The sequence below is a fragment of the Mucilaginibacter sp. GW822-FHT03E02 genome, assembly GCF_058801545.1.
This window is the reverse complement of record NZ_JBXANJ010000001.1, coordinates 6,331,279-6,348,981: the sequence shown is the minus strand read 5'-3', so window position 1 is coordinate 6,348,981 and position 17,703 is coordinate 6,331,279. Positions and strand designations below refer to the sequence as shown.

At 43.6% G+C, this 17,703-nt stretch carries 16 protein-coding genes; 4 read left to right on the top strand and 12 right to left on the bottom strand.

The features are described 5' to 3' along the window. The first annotated feature begins 114 nt into the window (after nt 1-114). From secDF to AC1RM2_RS26605, 3 genes are all read left to right on the top strand, one after another. A complete protein-coding gene (gene secDF, locus AC1RM2_RS26615; RefSeq protein WP_492988141.1) occupies nt 115-3,102 on the top strand; it encodes a protein translocase subunit SecDF in 2,988 nt (995 codons plus the stop codon). A 264-nt stretch (nt 3,103-3,366) separates the two neighbouring features. Beyond that, nucleotides 3,367-4,680, top strand: coding sequence for an NAD(P)/FAD-dependent oxidoreductase (locus AC1RM2_RS26610; RefSeq protein ID WP_492988140.1), 1,314 nt, complete (start codon nt 3,367-3,369; stop codon nt 4,678-4,680). A gap of 124 nt (nt 4,681-4,804) precedes the next feature. Next, the gene (locus AC1RM2_RS26605) at nt 4,805-5,656 is read left to right on the top strand and encodes a hydroxymethylglutaryl-CoA lyase (protein ID WP_492988138.1); all 852 of its coding nucleotides are present in this window, start codon (nt 4,805-4,807) and stop codon (nt 5,654-5,656) included. A 218-nt stretch (nt 5,657-5,874) separates the two neighbouring features. Here AC1RM2_RS26605 and AC1RM2_RS26600 read toward each other — a convergent pair whose 3' ends face one another. From AC1RM2_RS26600 to AC1RM2_RS26545, 12 genes are all read right to left on the bottom strand, one after another. After that, nucleotides 5,875-7,092: an ROK family protein gene (locus tag AC1RM2_RS26600; RefSeq protein ID WP_492988137.1), complete on the bottom strand. Its 1,218-nt coding sequence runs from the start codon at nt 7,090-7,092 to the stop codon at nt 5,875-5,877. A gap of 716 nt (nt 7,093-7,808) precedes the next feature. Continuing rightward, nucleotides 7,809-8,321, bottom strand: a complete 513-nt coding sequence (locus tag AC1RM2_RS26595; protein ID WP_492988136.1) for a hypothetical protein — start codon at nt 8,319-8,321, stop codon at nt 7,809-7,811. A 19-nt stretch (nt 8,322-8,340) separates the two neighbouring features. Next, nucleotides 8,341-9,033, bottom strand: coding sequence for a DUF4288 domain-containing protein (locus AC1RM2_RS26590; RefSeq protein ID WP_492988135.1), 693 nt, complete (start codon nt 9,031-9,033; stop codon nt 8,341-8,343). A 2-nt stretch (nt 9,034-9,035) separates the two neighbouring features. Then, nucleotides 9,036-9,461 (bottom strand): VOC family protein, encoded by a 426-nt coding sequence (locus AC1RM2_RS26585; RefSeq protein WP_492988134.1) that lies wholly within the window; start codon nt 9,459-9,461, stop codon nt 9,036-9,038. Between the two features lie 10 nt (nt 9,462-9,471). After that, entirely contained in the window at nt 9,472-9,846 is a 375-nt protein-coding gene (locus AC1RM2_RS26580; protein ID WP_492988133.1) for a hypothetical protein, read from the bottom strand. A gap of 2 nt (nt 9,847-9,848) precedes the next feature. After that, entirely contained in the window at nt 9,849-10,571 is a 723-nt protein-coding gene (locus AC1RM2_RS26575; RefSeq protein ID WP_492988132.1) for a DUF2071 domain-containing protein, read from the bottom strand. Between the two features lie 19 nt (nt 10,572-10,590). Beyond that, nucleotides 10,591-11,034, bottom strand: a complete 444-nt coding sequence (locus tag AC1RM2_RS26570) for a DUF695 domain-containing protein (protein ID WP_492988131.1) — start codon at nt 11,032-11,034, stop codon at nt 10,591-10,593. Nucleotides 11,035-11,122: 88 nt separating this feature from the next. After that, nucleotides 11,123-13,540, bottom strand: coding sequence for a glycoside hydrolase family 3 N-terminal domain-containing protein (locus tag AC1RM2_RS26565; protein ID WP_492988130.1), 2,418 nt, complete (start codon nt 13,538-13,540; stop codon nt 11,123-11,125). A 322-nt stretch (nt 13,541-13,862) separates the two neighbouring features. Beyond that, a complete protein-coding gene (locus AC1RM2_RS26560; RefSeq protein ID WP_492988129.1) occupies nt 13,863-14,879 on the bottom strand; it encodes an alpha/beta hydrolase family protein in 1,017 nt (338 codons plus the stop codon). A 278-nt stretch (nt 14,880-15,157) separates the two neighbouring features. Then, on the bottom strand, nt 15,158-15,739 hold the full coding sequence (locus AC1RM2_RS26555) for a Crp/Fnr family transcriptional regulator (protein WP_492988128.1): 582 nt from the start codon (nt 15,737-15,739) through the stop codon (nt 15,158-15,160). Nucleotides 15,740-16,195: 456 nt separating this feature from the next. Continuing rightward, entirely contained in the window at nt 16,196-16,714 is a 519-nt protein-coding gene (locus AC1RM2_RS26550) for an O-acetyl-ADP-ribose deacetylase (RefSeq protein WP_492988127.1), read from the bottom strand. 11 nt (nt 16,715-16,725) lie between these two features. Beyond that, complete coding sequence (locus AC1RM2_RS26545; protein WP_492988126.1) at nt 16,726-17,043, bottom strand: ferritin family protein; 318 nt, start codon at nt 17,041-17,043, stop codon at nt 16,726-16,728. A 240-nt stretch (nt 17,044-17,283) separates the two neighbouring features. On the opposite strand from AC1RM2_RS26545, the gene AC1RM2_RS26540 reads away from it, so the two are divergent. Further along, nucleotides 17,284-17,640 (top strand): hypothetical protein, encoded by a 357-nt coding sequence (locus tag AC1RM2_RS26540; RefSeq protein ID WP_492988125.1) that lies wholly within the window; start codon nt 17,284-17,286, stop codon nt 17,638-17,640. Nucleotides 17,641-17,703: the final 63 nt, after the last annotated feature.

The following is a 17,703-nucleotide window of genomic DNA, read 5'->3' as shown; positions in this document are numbered from 1 at the left end:
TTTTTTGTCATCAATTTGTTTTAATTTAAAATTTTCTGCTTGCGAAATTTTATTAGATTTGCCGTCTTAATAAAAAATAGCTTATAAACTAATTAATTACATATTACAAATTCGATGCAAGGTAAAGGGGTTATTAAATTTTTCGCCATTCTGTTGGCAGTTGTGTGTATCTACCAGCTGTCTTTTACATGGGTGGCCCAAAAAGTTGAGAGTGATGCCAAGGCATACGCAAAAGGAAGTACTGAAAAAGAGAAGGCTTACCTGGACTCAATGTCTACACAACCGGTATATCCGATATTCAAACACACTTACGCTTTTGTACTGCAAAGGGAACTTGCATTAGGTTTGGACCTTAAAGGTGGCATGAACGTGACGATGCAGATTCAGCTTGATGAGCTGGTACGCAAAATTGCGAACAACAACCCCGATGCAACATTCAACCAGGCTTTGGCAAACGCCGATAAACTGCAGGCTGACGCTAAAACCAGCCAGAAAGATTATATCGCGCTGTTTGTAAGCGAGTATGAAAAATTGAATCCGGATGGTAAGCTGGCCACTATCTTTTCAACAAAAGATAACCAGGACCACTTAAAGTTCAACGCCACCAACAGCGAAGTTGAATCTTACCTGAAAGATTTGGCCAATACCGCCGTAAAACAATCATTCACGGTTTTAAATACCCGTATCAACCAGTTTGGTGTAACCCAGCCTAACATCCAGTTAGAGGCAAGTTCAAACCGCATCCTGATTGAGCTGCCTGGTGTTAAAGAACCAGACCGCGTTCGTAAACTGTTATCAGGAACGGCAAAGCTGGAGTTTTATCAAACATTTGATAACAGCGAAGCATACCAAACCATTATAGCTGTTGATAACCTGTTTGGTGCAAAAAACAAAACCGCTGCTAAAACCGATACTTCCAAAACAACTGCAACGGCGGCTGCTAAAACAGATACCGCTAAAAAAGCAGGATCGTTATTAAGCAAGGTTCAAAAAAGTGCTGAAAAAGACACTTCGGCAAGCGCTTTAGCAGGCAAATCGCAATTGGCTGCGCAACATCCATTATTGTCCGTAATGTCGTTAAACCTATATCCAGGTCAAAACGGTCAGCAGCAATTAGGTACCGGTCCTGTTGTTGGTTATGCTTTGTTAAAAGATACCGCCAAGGTTAATAGCTACCTGCATAGCAAACTTGCGCAATCGGCTATCCCACGCAATATGAAATTCCTTTGGGATGTAAAACCCATGAAGGATGCCAAACAAAAAGCATTTGCTTTATACGCCATTAAATTAAGCGGCGCCGAAAACGGCCCGGTACTTTCTGGCGATGTGATTACCGACGCAAGAAACGATGTTAATCAAAAAGGCAGCCCCGAAGTTGTGATGATCATGAACTCGGAAGGTGCCCAAAAATGGCGCGCCGTTACTGCCGAGGCTGCTGCTGCAACTACTAAGCGTGCTATCGCCATTGTGTTGGATGATAACGTATACTCGGCCCCTAACGTTCAAAACGAAATTTCGGGTGGTGTATCATCAATTGAAGGAAGCTTTACGCAGGAAGATACAAGGGATTTGGCCAACGTGTTAAAAGCTGGTCGTTTACCTGCTCCTGCGCACATCGTATCTGAAGATGTTGTAGGTCCGTCGTTAGGTAAACAAGCTATCGCCGCCAGTTTGCTGTCATGCGTACTGGGTTTGGTAGTAGTACTTGTTTTCATGATTGCGTACTATAACCGTGCAGGTACTGTCGCAGTGGTTGCGGTTATCATCAACATATTTTTCCTGATGGGTGTACTAACCAGCTTAGGCGCAGTGCTTACCGTACCGGGTGTAGCTGGTATCGTACTTACCTTAGGTATAGCGGTAGATGCCAACGTATTGGTGTATGAACGTGTACGTGAAGAGCTTGCTTTAGGTAAATCATTAAAAATAGCTGTAGCCGATGGTTTCAAACACGCGCTGCCATCTATCCTCGATTCACAGATCAGTACGTTCCTTACCGGTTTAATCCTGTTCATCTTCGGTTCGGGCCCTATCCAGGGTTTTGCAACTACATTGATGATCGGTATTATCACTTCACTGTTCTGTTCACTGTTAATTTCAAGGGTTATATTTGAGTGGATGTTGGATGAAGGCTGGGATATTAAATTCAGCAACCCATGGAGTTCACATACCTTTAAAAATGCTAACTACGCGTTTGTTAAAAACCGTTTCAAGTTTTACATTTTCTCGGGTACGTTTATCATTGCTGGTATTATTTCAATATGTGTGCGTGGCTTTAGCTACGGTGTGGATTTTGAGGGTGGCCGTAACTTTATAATTACCTTCCCTAATAAAAACATAACAACCGAGCAAATACACAGTGTTGTAGATCCATCTTTGTTAGGCCGCGGTACCGAGGTTAAAACCGTAAATGCCGATAAAATCAGCATCACTACAAATTACCTTATCCAGCAAAATACCCCTGCGATTGATGTACAGGTAAGAAAAACGTTGATTGAAGCGCTGGCAACCAAACCAGAAACTAAAATAAGCGATAGCGATATCCAGGGTCAATCGAAAGTAAGCGCTACCATAGCCGAAGAATTAAAAACATCGGCTGTTTACACGGTATTGATCGCCATCCTCGTGATCTCGGCGTATATCTTTATCCGTTTCCGTAAATGGCAGTTTAGCTTGGGTGCGATGGTTGCAACCGCGCATGATGCCTTGCTGGTATTATCGTTCTTCTCGTTGTTCAACGGAATATTACCGTTCTCGCTGGATATCGACCAGGCGTTTATAGCGGCTATCCTGACAGTTATTGGTTACTCCATTAACGATACGGTGGTGGTGTTTGACAGGATCCGCGAGTTTCTTGACCATAAATCAAAAGATGAACAAACGGAAGATGTTATTAACCGCGCTATCAACAGTACCTTAAGCCGTACCATTATTACCGCATTAACGGTAATCTTCGTACTGATTGTGTTGTTCATCTTTGGTGGCGATGTTATCAAAGGCTTCTCATTCGCATTATTAATCGGGGTTATTTTCGGTACATACTCGTCTATCTGCGTGGCAACACCGGTGATAGTTGACTTTGGAAAAAAAGACCTGAAATAAAATAATCTTAAATTATGTAAAAGGCTCCAAAGAACATTTGGGGCCTTTTTTTTAGCCCAACCTCAACCTAAAAATGGCCGACGGATGGGGTTGCAGATTGCTTATAATGAAGTATAATTGCATCATAAAACAATAACAAACATTGCCATCGGCATGGGTATTGTGCTGTTGGCTATGAAATAGACAGACGCCCCTTCGCGTCTGCCAAAACAGACAGAAGTGCAAAACTTGCACTTTAAAACAGGAACACAAATAACCCCTCACATGAACACATCAGATAGTTCAAAATTCCCTTTAGTAGTAATAGTTGGTGGAGGCTTTGGCGGCCTGCAGGTAGCTAAAAAACTGGCAGATAAGCCTGTTGACGTGCTGATGCTTGATAAGCATAATTACCACACCTTTCAACCCTTGTTGTACCAGGTAGCCATGGGAGGCCTCGAATCCGAATCGATCGCCTTCTCCCTGCGTAAAAATTTTTCGGGTCAAAAAAATTTCCGCTTCAGAATAGCCGAAGTATTAAAGGTTAACGCCGCCAATAACACTATTGATACCACGATTGGCCCAATAGCTTATGATTACCTGGTAATAGCCACCGGATCAACCACCAACTTTTTTGGCAATCACGATATCGAAAAGTTTTCGATGCCAATGAAGTCAATCCCGGAGGCATTAAACTTACGATACTCCGTACTCCAAAACATAGAAGAAGCCCTGCTTAAAACATCCAAAGATGAGCGCGAAGCACTCCTCACTTTTGTGCTGGTTGGGGCCGGACCAACGGGCGTTGAGCTATCGGGCTCATTAGCCGAACTCCGTAACCACGTGCTGACCAAAGATTATCCCGAACTTAAAAAAGAGGATATGAAGGTTTACCTGGTAGATTTTTTACCAAAGGTACTGGGCCCATTCTCTGACCAGGCGTCAAACGCTGCCAAGGATTTCCTTACCAAAATGGGCGTGGAAGTATTGTTAGGTGTAAAGGTTGAAAGCTACGATGGCAAAGAAATAAAATTTGAAGGCGGCAAAACCATCCGCACCAAAAACGTGATATGGAGCGCCGGCGTTATGGGCGTGGTACCCGAAGGTATCGAAAAAGGCAATATTGAACGTGGTAACCGGATAAAGGTTGACAGCATTTGCCGCATGGTGGGTACCGAAAACATCTTCGCCATTGGCGATGTGGCAGCCATGATAACCGACGAAACGCCTAAAGGCCACCCCGGTGTAGCGCAGGTAGCTATACAAATGGGCGCGCACGTGGGTAAAACCATTATACAGCTCATTAACCATGAGCCTACCGCTCCGTTTAAATATTTCGACAAGGGCTCATTAGCCACTATTGGCCGAAACAAAGCCGTTGCCGATTTAGGCAAGATAAGGTTCCAGGGATTTTTTGCCTGGCTGGTATGGATGTTTGTACACCTGATATCACTTTTAGGTGGCCGTAACAAGGTAATTGTATTCATCAACTGGGTATCCAGCTATATTAACTACAATGGCGGCACCAGGCTCATTATCCGCAAGTTTGAACGTGAAGGCCTAACCGACGATGAGCATTTGCCGGAGACGGTAGATTAGTTTTGAGCGGTGAGTTTTAAGTAATGAGTTTAAAGAAAACGGCTGATTTGGGGTTAGGATAAATTATTCTGAACTTTGATTTGGAAGTTTGAGCCCTAAACTCAAAACTCACCACTCAAAACTCATGACTATAAAAATAACCGAGTGCCCCCGCGATGCCATGCAGGGCATTGTGCATTTTATCCCTACGGATGTAAAGGCCGCTTATATCAACCTGCTTTTGCAGGTGGGCTTTGATACTATTGATTTCGGGAGTTTTGTATCGGCTAAAGCAATACCACAATTACAGGACACGGCGGAGGTGTTGAGTAAATTAGATTTAACCAATACACAGTCGAAACTATTGGCCATAATTGCCAATTACCGTGGCGCCGAAGAAGCAGTGAAGCATCCCGAAATAACTTACCTTGGATACCCGTTTTCAATTTCCGAAACATTTCAGCTGCGCAATACCAATACTACCCTACCCCAGGCTTTTGACAATGTACAACGGATGCAAGAATTAGCAGTAGCCAGTAATAAAAAACTACTTGTTTACCTGTCAATGGGTTTTGGTAATCCGTATGGCGATGAATGGAATACCGGCATTATTCATAAATGGACGGAGAAACTGGTAAAAGAAGGCATTAATAACATAGCCCTGGCCGATACAATCGGCATTTCGGAAGCTGACCAGATTAGCAGCATTTATCCTGAACTGTGCCTGGCATTCCCCAAAACCGAATTCGGCATCCACCTGCACAGTACGCCCGATACCTGGCAACCCAAAATAGAAGCTGCTTACCAGAGCGGCTGCAAAAGGTTTGACACTGCCATTAAAGGCTACGGCGGCTGCCCCATGGCCGCAGACGACCTTACTGGCAACATCGCAACCGAAAACCTAATTGGGTATCTCGAAAGTCAAAAGGAGCCCACAGGGCTTAATATGGACAAATTCCGGGAAGCGATGGAATATTCGGGGAGGGTGTTCTTGTAGATGTGCAGATTTCAGATGTGCAGGTGTGCAGATGAAAAAGCGATGATTTAGACGTTGGGCGTTGCCTGCGGCCCGGGTTATACGCTCGTGCACATGGCCTTAGGCGCAGGCCTGTATCCGCTGCTACCCCTAACGCTTAATGTCTTAACCGAAGAACATTTAGTATTTCAAGATGTACAAATTTAACATCTGCACATTTGAAATCTGGAATTTGCACATCAGGCAACAGCCTTCGCCACCTTTGCCTTCACCGTTTTATCAAAATTCTCCATTACCAACACTGCGGCGCCAACAAGTTCGGCATCAAAACCCAATTCAGAAACTAACAATTCGGTACCGGCAGATAAACGCGGGATACAGTATTTGTGCAGGGCCTGTTGGATAGGTGCCATCAATATTTTGGCCACTTTTGCTCCACGGCCGCTCAACACAATAATAGCCGGGTTCATGATATGGATGAGGATAGCCAGGGCTTTGCCTATTTTGTAGCCGGCATCTGATAGCAATTCTATAGCAAACTGATCGCCGTTGTTGGCGGCATCCAGCAGGGCATCGCCCATAAGTTTGGAGTGATCGTTGGTATTGTGTTTTAAACTGGTTATACGGCCTTGCTGAATACCTTCTATGGCTTTACGGGCTACTACCAGCATCGATGCTTCTGCCTCCAGGCAACCACGTTTACCGCACTCGCACAATGAACCATCTTCGGATAGTGGGATATGGCTTAACTCACCGGCAAAACCGTTATGCCCACGGAATAATTTCCCATTTACAATCATACCTAAACCAATACCCCAGCCCAGGTTAATTACCATTACTTCGGTTTGCGACTTGGCAATGCCGAACTTTTGCTCGGCCAGTGCTATCAGGCTCGAATCATTGTCGATATAGGTGGTAATGCCGGTATGTTCGGTAAGGTAAGCGGTAAGGCTTCCGTTGGCATCAAGGTAAGTATAATTAATGCCCTGGGTTACATTGATAAAGCCAGGCATACCGATACCGATGCCCGCAATTTTGCCCTTGGCTACACCCGATGTTTTGATGTAGCTATTAATCTGGTTAGTAAGTATAGTTAACGCATTGGGGTTGTTGAGCAGTTTAAGCTCAAAAGTAAGCATATCGGCCACAGGGCTGTTTTGCAAATCGAACAACTGGATGCGCGCGGTTAGCTGATCGAGCGCTACGGCCAGTATATACATGGCGTTGGCCTTAACAGAATACATGAGCGGGCGGCGGCCACCGCTTGAAGGGGCGTACCCATGCTCAACCACGAAGCCTTCATGCATCAGTTCATTGATGGCCTTGGCTATTGACGGAATGCTTTTATCAAACAAGTCGCTCAGTCCGGCACATGACATCGCTTTATTAAAATAAAGCCTTTTGATGATCATATTTTTGAGCTGACTGCCCTTCACACCTTTATTTTCGAGTTCCATTCAACAATATAAGAGTTAAAGTTTTTAAAAGGCTATGCCTAAGTAATTAAAGTTTATAAAATTATAAATAAAGTACAATATAACAACTGTATTTATTACGGTTTTTAACGGCTTGGTTAATTGGGTAAAAGTAATGAATTGATAATAAATAAATTAATCCATGTGATTTGTAGGAATCACCGGTTTAAATGTCCGGTAAACAATGGTGTCATCAATAAAACGTTTAACCTGTATAAAAGTTCGCAGGTTTATATCGTATTCGATTTATTGTCTTCGGGCAATTCTTAACATCAAATAAAATGGTTGACGGTTTATATGGGTAACACAGATACAGTTGCTGATTAGTTTCTAAAGATATATTTTGATGACACATCGGGGCTTGTTGAACAGGAATCAGAGGCGTAGCCTCGGCCAATTTTGTAGCCATGGGTTTTAACCCGTGGAAAAAAACAAAGAAAACGATTGAGAGCCGTAGGTTCGATCCATATGAGCAACGCGTATATATCGTTTGAACAAATTGAAAATCCCTGGATTTACATCCCACTATGTGCCGTGCCGATGGCACTCTTGTTCTCCTTTGACCAGTCATCCACGGGTTGAAACCCGTGGCTACAATATGTGTCGGACCGATGGCCCTTAGGAAGAGAGCTATGTAGAAGTCAATTGAAATCTAACAACCCGTACAAAACGTTATCGAGCCAATAAAATTAACTGGACTATCTGGCAAAGTATTTTTTGTATTCCGCTTCCACATCCACCATATCTACATTATGGGGTTGTTTTTGGGGATTGAAGAAGTAAAGGTTTGATATAAAAGCAACAGTATCTAACTTAATTTTGTGAACGACACCGTTGGCCTGTTTAAACTCAAGGTATTCATAAGCAGGATCGAGCTCTATAATTTTGACAGGTTGTTTTTTAAGAAAAGTTCTTGCCTCGGAGGTATAAAACACTTGGTCGTCGGCACCGGTATAAAACTCCTCGTCGGTTGATGCTTTGTGGCGTTTCTGAATTTCGGTTGTATCTAAAATGGTGAAAACGGCTGCAGTAGAATCGACTATGAAAACTCCATGCTGGCTTTTGCCCGCGCCAACCAATGATCCGTTGACATGCCTATGTGCAGCCAACAGTTTTTTATGTTGATTTTTTGCAGGATTTTTCCGCGGTGCCGATGAACAAGCAGTAAGGATAAGCAGGCAAATGGCGACAATTTTGGTAAAAGGTGGCATAGGTTTAGTAAAAGTTATATCAGGGCTTTCCGTCCCAGACAGATTTCAATTTATTCTTTCTTTTTCCAAGGGCCGAAAAAACTTCAACGCCTTCAGGATTATCTAATTCAGCAGGGTTTTCTATATCAGTTACAAAACAATCATCATAACTTTCAATCCGCCAGCGCACAAAACGGCCATCAGAGTTTAGGTAAGGTGCAGCATAATTCCTTTCTTGTTTTTCCAGTCTGTCGTACGCATCTTCAAATGAGCAGGCTTTTATTAAAACAAACCTTTTTTCGATGCTTTGCTTTTTTAGGCACACTCCTTCCACTTCAATAACCACCGTCATCTTAACACAATAATATTGCTCCTTTGGTGGCTCCTCCTCTTTTGTAAAGATCGCGTGATCAACAGATATCACCCAAATACTTGCAACAAAATCTACCTTTTTAAGCTTTTTCAGGTCATTAAATTTCAGTTTTGCAGTTACCCCTGTAGGGCGTTTCTTTTTGCCCGTAATTTCATACGTGTCAAATAAATTTAGTGCTACAAGGCGGGCTAAATCCGCCCGGTATATACTGTCAATTTTTTTGATCCGATCTTTGGGTTTAAGGTCGAGATGTTGCTTTACATCGGGATAAGCTAAATTGATTTTAACGGTCGCAAAACGTTTGGTGCTTGAAACGGCCTTATCTAATTGCCAATATTCCAGGTCATAAATTTCTTTCATTTTCAAATTTCCTTCTGCATAAACATCCAGCGCTGCCCTTCCAAATCGGCAGCGCGGTAACGGGTGCCGGGGTAGCCTTCTTCCGGCACAGATAATATGGTAGCGCCGTTGCTTTTAGCGTGTTCATAATGCCGGGTTACGTCATCCACATAAACCAAAACCCCGTTGATAACATAGGGCACCTCGTAAGCTTTGGCAGCTATAGCACAATTTTGCGCATGATGCTTCGGGCTTTGGTAATCTGGCGTGGGTTCGGCCAGCATTACCAGGCTTTCGCCCATGGCTATTTCGCCATGGCTCAGGCGGCCTTGCTCATCAGTCATGCGGGTTACCTCGGTAAAACCAAAAACCTTGCAAAGCCATTCCATTGCCGCTATGCCGTCCTCATAGGCCAGCATAGGTATAATTTGTTGGTTTGATGTGCTCATGATGCGCAGTTTAATGTTTAACAAATAATCTTGCAACGGCAAAATACCCTATATCGCAAACTACAATGATAAGGTAAGCCCAGAGTAGTTCGCGTTTATACAACCGTACCTGTTTATGAAAAAACACCAGCAATACAGCTGTTAGCACCAATAAATGGAACACAATAAGGTAGTAGCTTTCTATAAACAATGCCCAGTAAGCAATGCCTGTTACATCTGCCTGCACCTTATTTTTTGTCTCGAAATGCGAATTATAGTGGTTACGCAAATAGGCCCTTAAAAAAAACAGTACTACCTTATCTAAAATATAGGTGCCGCTTACCAGCAATGATATGGTAATAACCAGCGCATCAAATTTTATCTTACGGAAAATGCTTATAGGCATTGTCAGTTATTTACAACCAGTTTATCGGGTTTCGAATACCAATCGTGCTGTATATTGGTCATCAACAGCGCATTATCAAACTTAATAGTTCCTTTTGGAAAAATAGCTTCATCTTCAAAAAAGCTTGATGACACTTTGCTTACTTCCAGGGCTTCAACCTTCCAGTTTCTTGTATGTAGCAACAAACCTTCATATTTATCGCCATTTGGCGAATAGCCTGTAGCACCTGCCTTAAAAAAATCAGAAGCTGTATCTAAATCCTTAAAAACAGAATCCACGTTAAAAGTATCGGTAATTTTAGCATCTATGCTAATGGTAGTACCATCCGAGCTTTCAAAAGCTACATGATAGTTGCTGTTATGCTCATTAACATCAAACCTGGCATGGTAATGCCTGCCCGGAAATATCCTGCCGCCAACAATGGTGTTGAAACGGGATGAAGTATCCCTTCGGGGAATATAAACACCTTCTTTAATTTCATCATCTTCCTGCCATTCAACAGCAATGCGGTGCGCGCCGTTTTCGGAACCCATCCCAATAAAAGCGGGCAGCCCTTTAGGCCTTACATCTTTTAGCCGGATAAGACAAATACCCACGATGGCTTTGCCGTTGACAATTTTGGGACGAAACGGGGGCGGAATTATTAATTTGGCAATATCAGGATCAACAGTAAAGTTAACCAATATACGCCTGTCTATAATGCCGGTAATGGTAGGTATCTTCATGTGAAACGTTATTTAAAAACTATTCGGCAAAATCTTCCAGAACACCGTTATACTCGACCCAATCCGGGTCGGTATTAGCGGTAATACTGATAGGTAATTCATCAAAGCCTGCCAATGCGGCATTCAGGCGCTCGCCGGCTATATCGACATCGGTAGTATACCATGCCCACCACCGTTCGTTTTCGCCGGTAAATGAAAACGCCAGGATGGTTTGGTTATCCTCTTCCATAATATCCATAAGCACTTCCTCAACCTGCTCCATCAGGTCAAGGTCTGTTTCATGCGGCAGCAAAGTTTCATTGGGCGAATTATATGACCATATCACATCCATCCGGTGGTTATAAAAACCGGTATCAATAAAATTTTGCAGGTAAGGCCTGAATTTCACAAAAACAGGCAGCCCTCCGTCTGTCGAAAACTCGAGTGAGATCCATGAGTCGCCCAGGTATAAATCTTCAATCATGTATCAATATTACAAAAAAGGTTTGCGATTATTACACTTCGCAAACCTTTCATTTCATTTTTTAAGCCGGTATATTTTAGTATCTATATCACTGCACCTCAAACTCCTTTTTTAGCTTAATATCTTCCGATGAGCTGCCTATCATCACCATAAACTTACCGGGTTCAACCGTCCAGTTCATATTTTTATCCAGCAGGGCCAGGTCATCGGGATGCAGGGTAAATTGTACCGTTCTTTTTTCGCCGGGTTTAAGATTTACCCGTTCAAAACCACGCAAATCGTATTCATAGGTAGTTACACTGCTTACTTCATCCTTCAAGTACAGTTGTACCACATCATCACCCGCGCGGGCACCTGTGTTGGTTACATCAACGCTTACCTGCACATCACCCTGAGAATTCTCTGTCTCTGGCGACACTACCAGGTTACTGTATTCAAATGTGGTATAGCTTAGGCCATAACCAAATGGGTATAAAGCGCCGTTTACACTGGTTTTGCCCCAGCTGTTTTGCCCCTTTTGGCTTGCCTGGGCATTGGGCTTAAAGGGAAAGTTAAACTCAATTTGCCCTGTTGTTTTGGGGAAAGTGATTGGCAGTTTACCGCCCGGGTTATTATCACCAAATAAAGTCTCGGTTATTACCTGCCCGCTTTGCACGCTCGGGAACCAGGCCTCTAAGATGGCCGGCACGTATTTATTTTCCCAGTTGATGGTAAGCGGCTGCCCGTTTATCATCACCATAACCACTGGTTTGCCGGTAGCCTGTAAGGCCTGTATCAGCTTTAATTGCCTGCCCGGAAGGTTTAAGCCTGTGCGCGATAAGCTTTCGCCTACCCTATCCACATCTTCGCCCACAACGGCTATAATCACATCCACATTTTTGGCCTGGTTAACGGCGTTATCAATTTCTATTTGTTCCTGGTGGGTAAGGGGCGTTTCAATAATCTCACTCTCGGGCCAGGTGGCATCTATCATATCGCAACCTTTGGCGTAAACAATTACACCATCGTTACCCATATAATTAACCAGCCCATCGTACACACTGGTAACCGGGTTATGCGACGGACCGTAACGGCTAATGGCATAATTGGTTTCTTTAGCCAGCGGGCCGGTAACCAATATCCTGGAATATTTCTTCTTATCCAAAGGCAGCAAGCCGCCCTCATTTTTCAACAATACCATCGATTCGCGGTTCATTTTTAGCGACATGGCAGCATCGTCTGCCGTATGTACAACTTTATTTGCAGCCTTCGGGTCTTTAACATACGGGCTATCAAACAAACCCAGGCGGAATTTCACCCGCAACACATCGCCCACCCGCGAATCTATCACCTTCATTGAAATCTTGTTTTCTTTAATCAGCTCGCGCAGCGGCAAAATAAAGGTTTGCGGCATGGTAAAGTTGGTGCGCACATTTAGGCCGGCCTCAACCGCCTGCCTTACGGCTTCTTTATAATCGGCTGCTACATGGTGCTTGGAATAAAGATATTCAACAGCTTCGCTATCGCTCACTACATAACCATTAAAGCCAAACTGCTGGCGCAGCAACTGGGTTAAAAAATAGTAACTACCGGTAACAGGCACACCATCCCAATCATTATAGCTGCTCATTACGCCCATAGGATGCGCTTCCTGGATAACCCGGCGAAAAGGGTATAAATAAACCTGGTGCATTTCCCTTGGTGCCACATGCGGATCAGTACGTGCTGCGCCGTCGCGGCCGCCTTTAGGCACGCTGTATACCGCGAAATGTTTAAGGGTTGAAGCAACCCCTTCCTCTTGTATACCCAAAACCATTTGTTTGCCCATTTCGGCAATATGAAAGGGGGCTTCTCCATAACATTCTACCACGCGGCCCCAGCGCTGGTCGCGGGCGGGGTCAAGTATGGGGGCATATACGTTGGTATAGCCCAAAGCTTTGGCTTCGCGGCCTACGGTTTGGCCTGCCTGGCGTACCAGTTGTTTGTCGAAAGTACTGCCAATATTAATAGGCGCCGGTAAAGGTGTGGCACGGTCATGGTTTAAGCCATGAATGCCCTCGTTGGTAAAATCAACCGGGATACCCATGCGGGTTTCTTCCACAAACCATTTTTGTACGGTATTAATGGCCGAAGCATGTTTGCTAAAGGGGAACGAATATTGCGTGGGCGCATCATCAGTATGTGATGTAAGGTTGTTCAGTTCTTCGTCAATATTAGCTATGCCATCCTTCCAGATCTCGTTTTTCCAGTTGGCGACAGGCATTTCGTCTTTGAGTACCCGTTTATAACCGTATAAGGTAGCCATCTGGCATGTTTTTTCGTCAACGGTCATCTGGCTTAGTAAATCGGCAACGCGCTTATCAATGGTTTGCGATGGATCTTCAAACACATCCATTTTACCATTTTTGTTAAAGTCTATCCAGCCTTTATGATAAATATTTTTTTGTTGTGCCGATGCCGATAAGGTGAGTCCGGCAGCCATTGCCGTTGCCACGCAAATACGCGGCAGGTAATACTTTTTTCTCATGTAGATGAATTGCGGTTTGTATTTCAAATATAGGAGAATATAGTAATGCCGGGAATATATCACTAAGCTGTTACAATGCCCCCCGGCCCCCTGAAGGGGAAGTGTTTAATACCATTAGTTAAGCAAAACAGAAGTACCGATAATATCAATAATGAATTTTAAATATCCAACACCGAAGTTTTCTTTCATTATTCGTTATTGGACATTCGGTGTTCGATATTTAAACTGTTCATAATTCTCCAACTTAATGACAATTGAGGGAATGTTTATAAGCTCAACAAATCGCCGATAAGTTTTACTCCCCCTTCAGGGGGCCGGGGGGCTACAACGTCTTCCTAAAAAACGCTACAGCCAAACTATCTACTTTCAGGTGTACGGCATGCCTATCCACAGATGGATCATCAGTAAATAACACAGGGGCTTCTTTTTTTACAGGTTCGATAGCCTCCGACAGCATTACATAATGCCCGGTTTTGCCGGGGTTAATGTACAGCTGCGATCCATTTATCAATTGGTGGTAATGAATGGCATTGGTTTTTACCGGCGCTATACTGTCGCTTTGCGAACCCACGATATAAACAGGACTGCTGATATTTTTTACCTGTTGCTTATTTACAAAACCCGGGCCCATGGCCGGCGAGATAGAGAAGAATGCTTTTATCCGTTTATCTTTCAACGGAGGGTAATGTTTTGACGCGGCCAACAGGGTACTATCATCCAGCGATTTTAAAAGGCCGGGATATTCGGGGATCTCGATTTCTTTACGGCCAGCGGTTTTATAATAATTGCGTAGTACTTCAAAGTCAACTTCGCCGCCTGCAAGGGCTAACACCGTAAATCCGCCGAGTGAAAAGCCTGCCGCTCCTATCTTGTCAGTATCTATCACCGCTTTAAAATCCCGGTCATTCAATAGCGAGGTTAATGCAAAACTAATGTCCTGCGGACGCTCCCAGGCCTTTAAAAACTCCAGCTTTATCTTGTTATCATAAGTATTGCCCCAATGGTCAACCGCGACCACAATAAAGCCGTTTTGTGCCAATGCTACTGCCAGCCATTCCAGCGTTAACCGGCCGCCCCCTGTACCGTGCGATAGCATAATAACCGGCAACTTGCCCGCAGGCAGTTTTCCGTTACGCACGGTTTGCACACGGGTAAACGGCGAAAAGTATTTATCGGCCTGTTTTACCGAATCTATAGTGGGATACCAAACCTCAGTTGTTACCGGTCGGTTACGCTTTTGATCTTTAAACTGAAAAGTGCGCTGGCCAATATTAGTTTGTGCTAAAACGATATTGCCTGATAGTAAAAACATAAAGGCGGTTATAATTTGCTTGTACATAATTTTGATGGTTTAATAGTACAAATCAAGCCTTTATCATTAATAAAAAGATTGACAATTGTCAATAAATCAGGGTGGTCATTGGTCAGTTGTCATTAGTCATTGGTTTGGCGGCCAGGCACAAACTCCCGCGGGGTTAGCGTTAGCGTAACCCGTGGGTTAAACTGGTTTAAGCCTCCGGCTTAAGTTCAGCTGAAAGCTGAAATCATGTGGCCCACGAGCTGAAGGCTCGCGGGAGCGTTAACCATGTAGCCCACGAGCTGAAAGCTCGCGGGAGCTTAGGCTTTGGGGGGCCGTGGGGCCTTCAACCGGCTAAGCGTCTCCTGCGAGATGCCCAGGTAATCGGCCACTATTTTGTTGGGCAATCGCCTGATGATATCCGGACGGGTATCCATCAGCACCTGGTAACGGGCTTTTGAATCCATGGTAATCAGGCTCTCTATCCGCTGGATGGATGCAATATAATCCTGCTCAAGCCCGATGCGGTACATGGTTTCCCAGCCGGGAATCTCTGTCAGCAGTAAATCCCTGTCGTGCCGGCTAAGTACCAGCAGTTCTGACGCCTCCAGACTTTGAATAGCCGCCAACGACGGCGTGCCGTTTATAAAACTCGGGAAAGCTGTTCCCATATTGTTTTCAAATATCAAAAACCTGGTCGACTCGCTACCGCTATCGTCAATCAGGAAAACCCTAAGGCAGCCCTTAATTACAAAGTATATATTTTTGGCTACACTGCCCTTTGGCACCAATATCTCGTTACGCCTGGCATGTTTTAATTTAAAACAACGCTCAATCAGTTCCTCGTGTCCGGCAGAAAGATCCATCTTGCCTGAAAAATATTTTTTTAAAGTTGGATGCATAATACTGGTTTCAGGGGCTCCACACACACCCTCCCCGGTAAGGAGGGCTTAAATAGGGTTCAGCGTTTGTAATTATTAAGTTACAACTAAACCTTTAACTTATGAAATATCTAACAACATATAAATTTACCAAAGCCATACTTCTATCATGAAAAACTTAATATTTTGCTAAACCCTGTTGATTATTAACGGCTTAGTTATTAACAAAAGTGAAGCCCAAACCCAGACCGACACTGCGTCTGTTGTTTTTAAAAGCACCGCGTTAAAAATTTATCCTGATTTTCGGTTGCCGAATTTGAGGCATCGGGAGATCGAAGGATTTCAGTATTTTTTTTGATCCTCACTTTATATTTGTTGCGGTTTTGTTTCGATTTATATTTTATGACAATTCGTAATTTATTGATTATTAAACAGATGCTACTTTTTACTGTTTCACCTGTTGCGCAACACTACACTTTATAGCAAACCTTTATAAATACCGCAGTTTTCGTCATCAAAACAAACAAAAACCACTTCTTTAATACTGTCGTTCCCGGCCAGAAAATCCTGTACGGTTTTTATGGCGATACTTGCCGCCTTGTTTTTAGGGAAATGGTAAATGCCAGTACTGATATTAGGAAAAGCAATGGTTTCCACGTGATTTTCAGCAGCCAGTTTAAGGCTGTTTAAATAGGCGGCAGCCAGTAATCCATCTTCGCCCTTGCCGCCATTATTATAAACCGGGCCAACCGTGTGTATCACATATTTTGCAGGAAGATTACCACCTGTAGTAATTACCGCCTCGCCGGTTTTGCAGCCGCCCTGTCGGTTACGAATCTGGATGCACTCTTCCAGTATGGCTTTGCCGCCCGCCCTGTGGATGGCGCCGTCAACTCCCCCGCCGCCCAACAAGGATGTGTTGGCAGCATTAACAATTGCATCGGCTTTAATTTTAGTAATGTCGCCTTGTACCAGTTTTATTCGTTGGTTATTCATTGTAAAATAGTTTAGTCTTCGGCCGCCTCTTCGCCTTTGCTGCCCAATTCAACAATATCACCCTGTTGAAATAAAATAGCTTTTAATGTGGTACGCCAAACGGGCTTTTTACGCAGCAAAAATTCCAAATCCATGCCAAAATGTTTAAACTCCTCCTGTTGGGCATTTTGCATAATGGCTTTGGCGTCCTTATCTGTTTCTACAGCTATCCGTTGCTCGTACCAGTTAATGGCCTCTGCCTCCTCGGTAAGCGAAACAATCATCCTGGCAAAAGTACGGGTCTCGGCCGATAATTCATTTACAGGTTCGTGGTATTGATTAAATGACATAATATTCTTTTATCAATTAAAACAGCTAACCCGGATTTTGTTTGAACAGATAATTATTTATATGGGGTGAAAGGCAGAAAGGTTAAAGGTTGAAAGTGCGTGTGAAAACTTTGTTATTCGCCGATATGTTTTATTTATTGTTCAATCAGACGGTCAATTTTGACTTTTGAATTTTGCCTTTTGAATTTATTTTGTAACCCACACCAGGCCTTGTCCGTAACATTGTTATAAACTGATTTTATGCAGCCTAAAACTTTACTCATTTTATTGTTAATAGCATCGCCTTTTTTATGTTTTGCCCAGCCGGGTGCTGCCACTTACACTGCAAATTTTCACGGCCAGCAAATTAAACTTAACCTGGCCAGTGGTTTTAGCGGCGGAAGCCAAATACAAATGGGCACGGTAACCTATTATGCCAACAGTGGCCACCCCGATGCAAGCAATCACCTGATGTTCCAATCAAGGTATATCCAAAAAATCGAATATTTTGTACTCTCCAACATCCATGATTCCTATGATAAATTGCCGGCCTTTATCACCGGGAAATATTACCGGGGGCGAAATGCTGTGACCATAAGGTTTAAGTTGGATAAGTAACTAAGTGCGGCTTTAACGCGATGCCGGACTGTTTGGCCGTTGCAAAAACTATCATCTATTTAA

Excerpts from the sequence above, each read along its gene's own strand:
- AC1RM2_RS26585 (WP_492988134.1), bottom strand. The coding sequence starts at position 9,461 with ATGAGCACATCAAACCAACAAATTATACCTATGCTGGCCTATGAGGAC.
- AC1RM2_RS26570 (WP_492988131.1), bottom strand. The coding sequence starts at position 11,034 with ATGATTGAAGATTTATACCTGGGCGACTCATGGATCTCACTCGAGTTT.
- AC1RM2_RS26555 (WP_492988128.1), bottom strand. The coding sequence starts at position 15,739 with ATGCATCCAACTTTAAAAAAATATTTTTCAGGCAAGATGGATCTTTCT.
- AC1RM2_RS26610 (WP_492988140.1), top strand. The coding sequence starts at position 3,367 with ATGAACACATCAGATAGTTCAAAATTCCCTTTAGTAGTAATAGTTGGT.
- AC1RM2_RS26590 (WP_492988135.1), bottom strand. The coding sequence starts at position 9,033 with ATGAAAGAAATTTATGACCTGGAATATTGGCAATTAGATAAGGCCGTT.
- AC1RM2_RS26575 (WP_492988132.1), bottom strand. The coding sequence starts at position 10,571 with ATGAAGATACCTACCATTACCGGCATTATAGACAGGCGTATATTGGTT.
- AC1RM2_RS26560 (WP_492988129.1), bottom strand. The coding sequence starts at position 14,879 with ATGTACAAGCAAATTATAACCGCCTTTATGTTTTTACTATCAGGCAAT.
- secDF (WP_492988141.1), top strand. The coding sequence starts at position 115 with ATGCAAGGTAAAGGGGTTATTAAATTTTTCGCCATTCTGTTGGCAGTT.
- AC1RM2_RS26565 (WP_492988130.1), bottom strand. The coding sequence starts at position 13,540 with ATGAGAAAAAAGTATTACCTGCCGCGTATTTGCGTGGCAACGGCAATG.
- AC1RM2_RS26600 (WP_492988137.1), bottom strand. The coding sequence starts at position 7,092 with ATGGAACTCGAAAATAAAGGTGTGAAGGGCAGTCAGCTCAAAAATATG.
- AC1RM2_RS26580 (WP_492988133.1), bottom strand. The coding sequence starts at position 9,846 with ATGCCTATAAGCATTTTCCGTAAGATAAAATTTGATGCGCTGGTTATT.
- AC1RM2_RS26545 (WP_492988126.1), bottom strand. The coding sequence starts at position 17,043 with ATGTCATTTAATCAATACCACGAACCTGTAAATGAATTATCGGCCGAG.
- AC1RM2_RS26540 (WP_492988125.1), top strand. The coding sequence starts at position 17,284 with ATGCAGCCTAAAACTTTACTCATTTTATTGTTAATAGCATCGCCTTTT.
- AC1RM2_RS26595 (WP_492988136.1), bottom strand. The coding sequence starts at position 8,321 with ATGCCACCTTTTACCAAAATTGTCGCCATTTGCCTGCTTATCCTTACT.
- AC1RM2_RS26550 (WP_492988127.1), bottom strand. The coding sequence starts at position 16,714 with ATGAATAACCAACGAATAAAACTGGTACAAGGCGACATTACTAAAATT.
- AC1RM2_RS26605 (WP_492988138.1), top strand. The coding sequence starts at position 4,805 with ATGACTATAAAAATAACCGAGTGCCCCCGCGATGCCATGCAGGGCATT.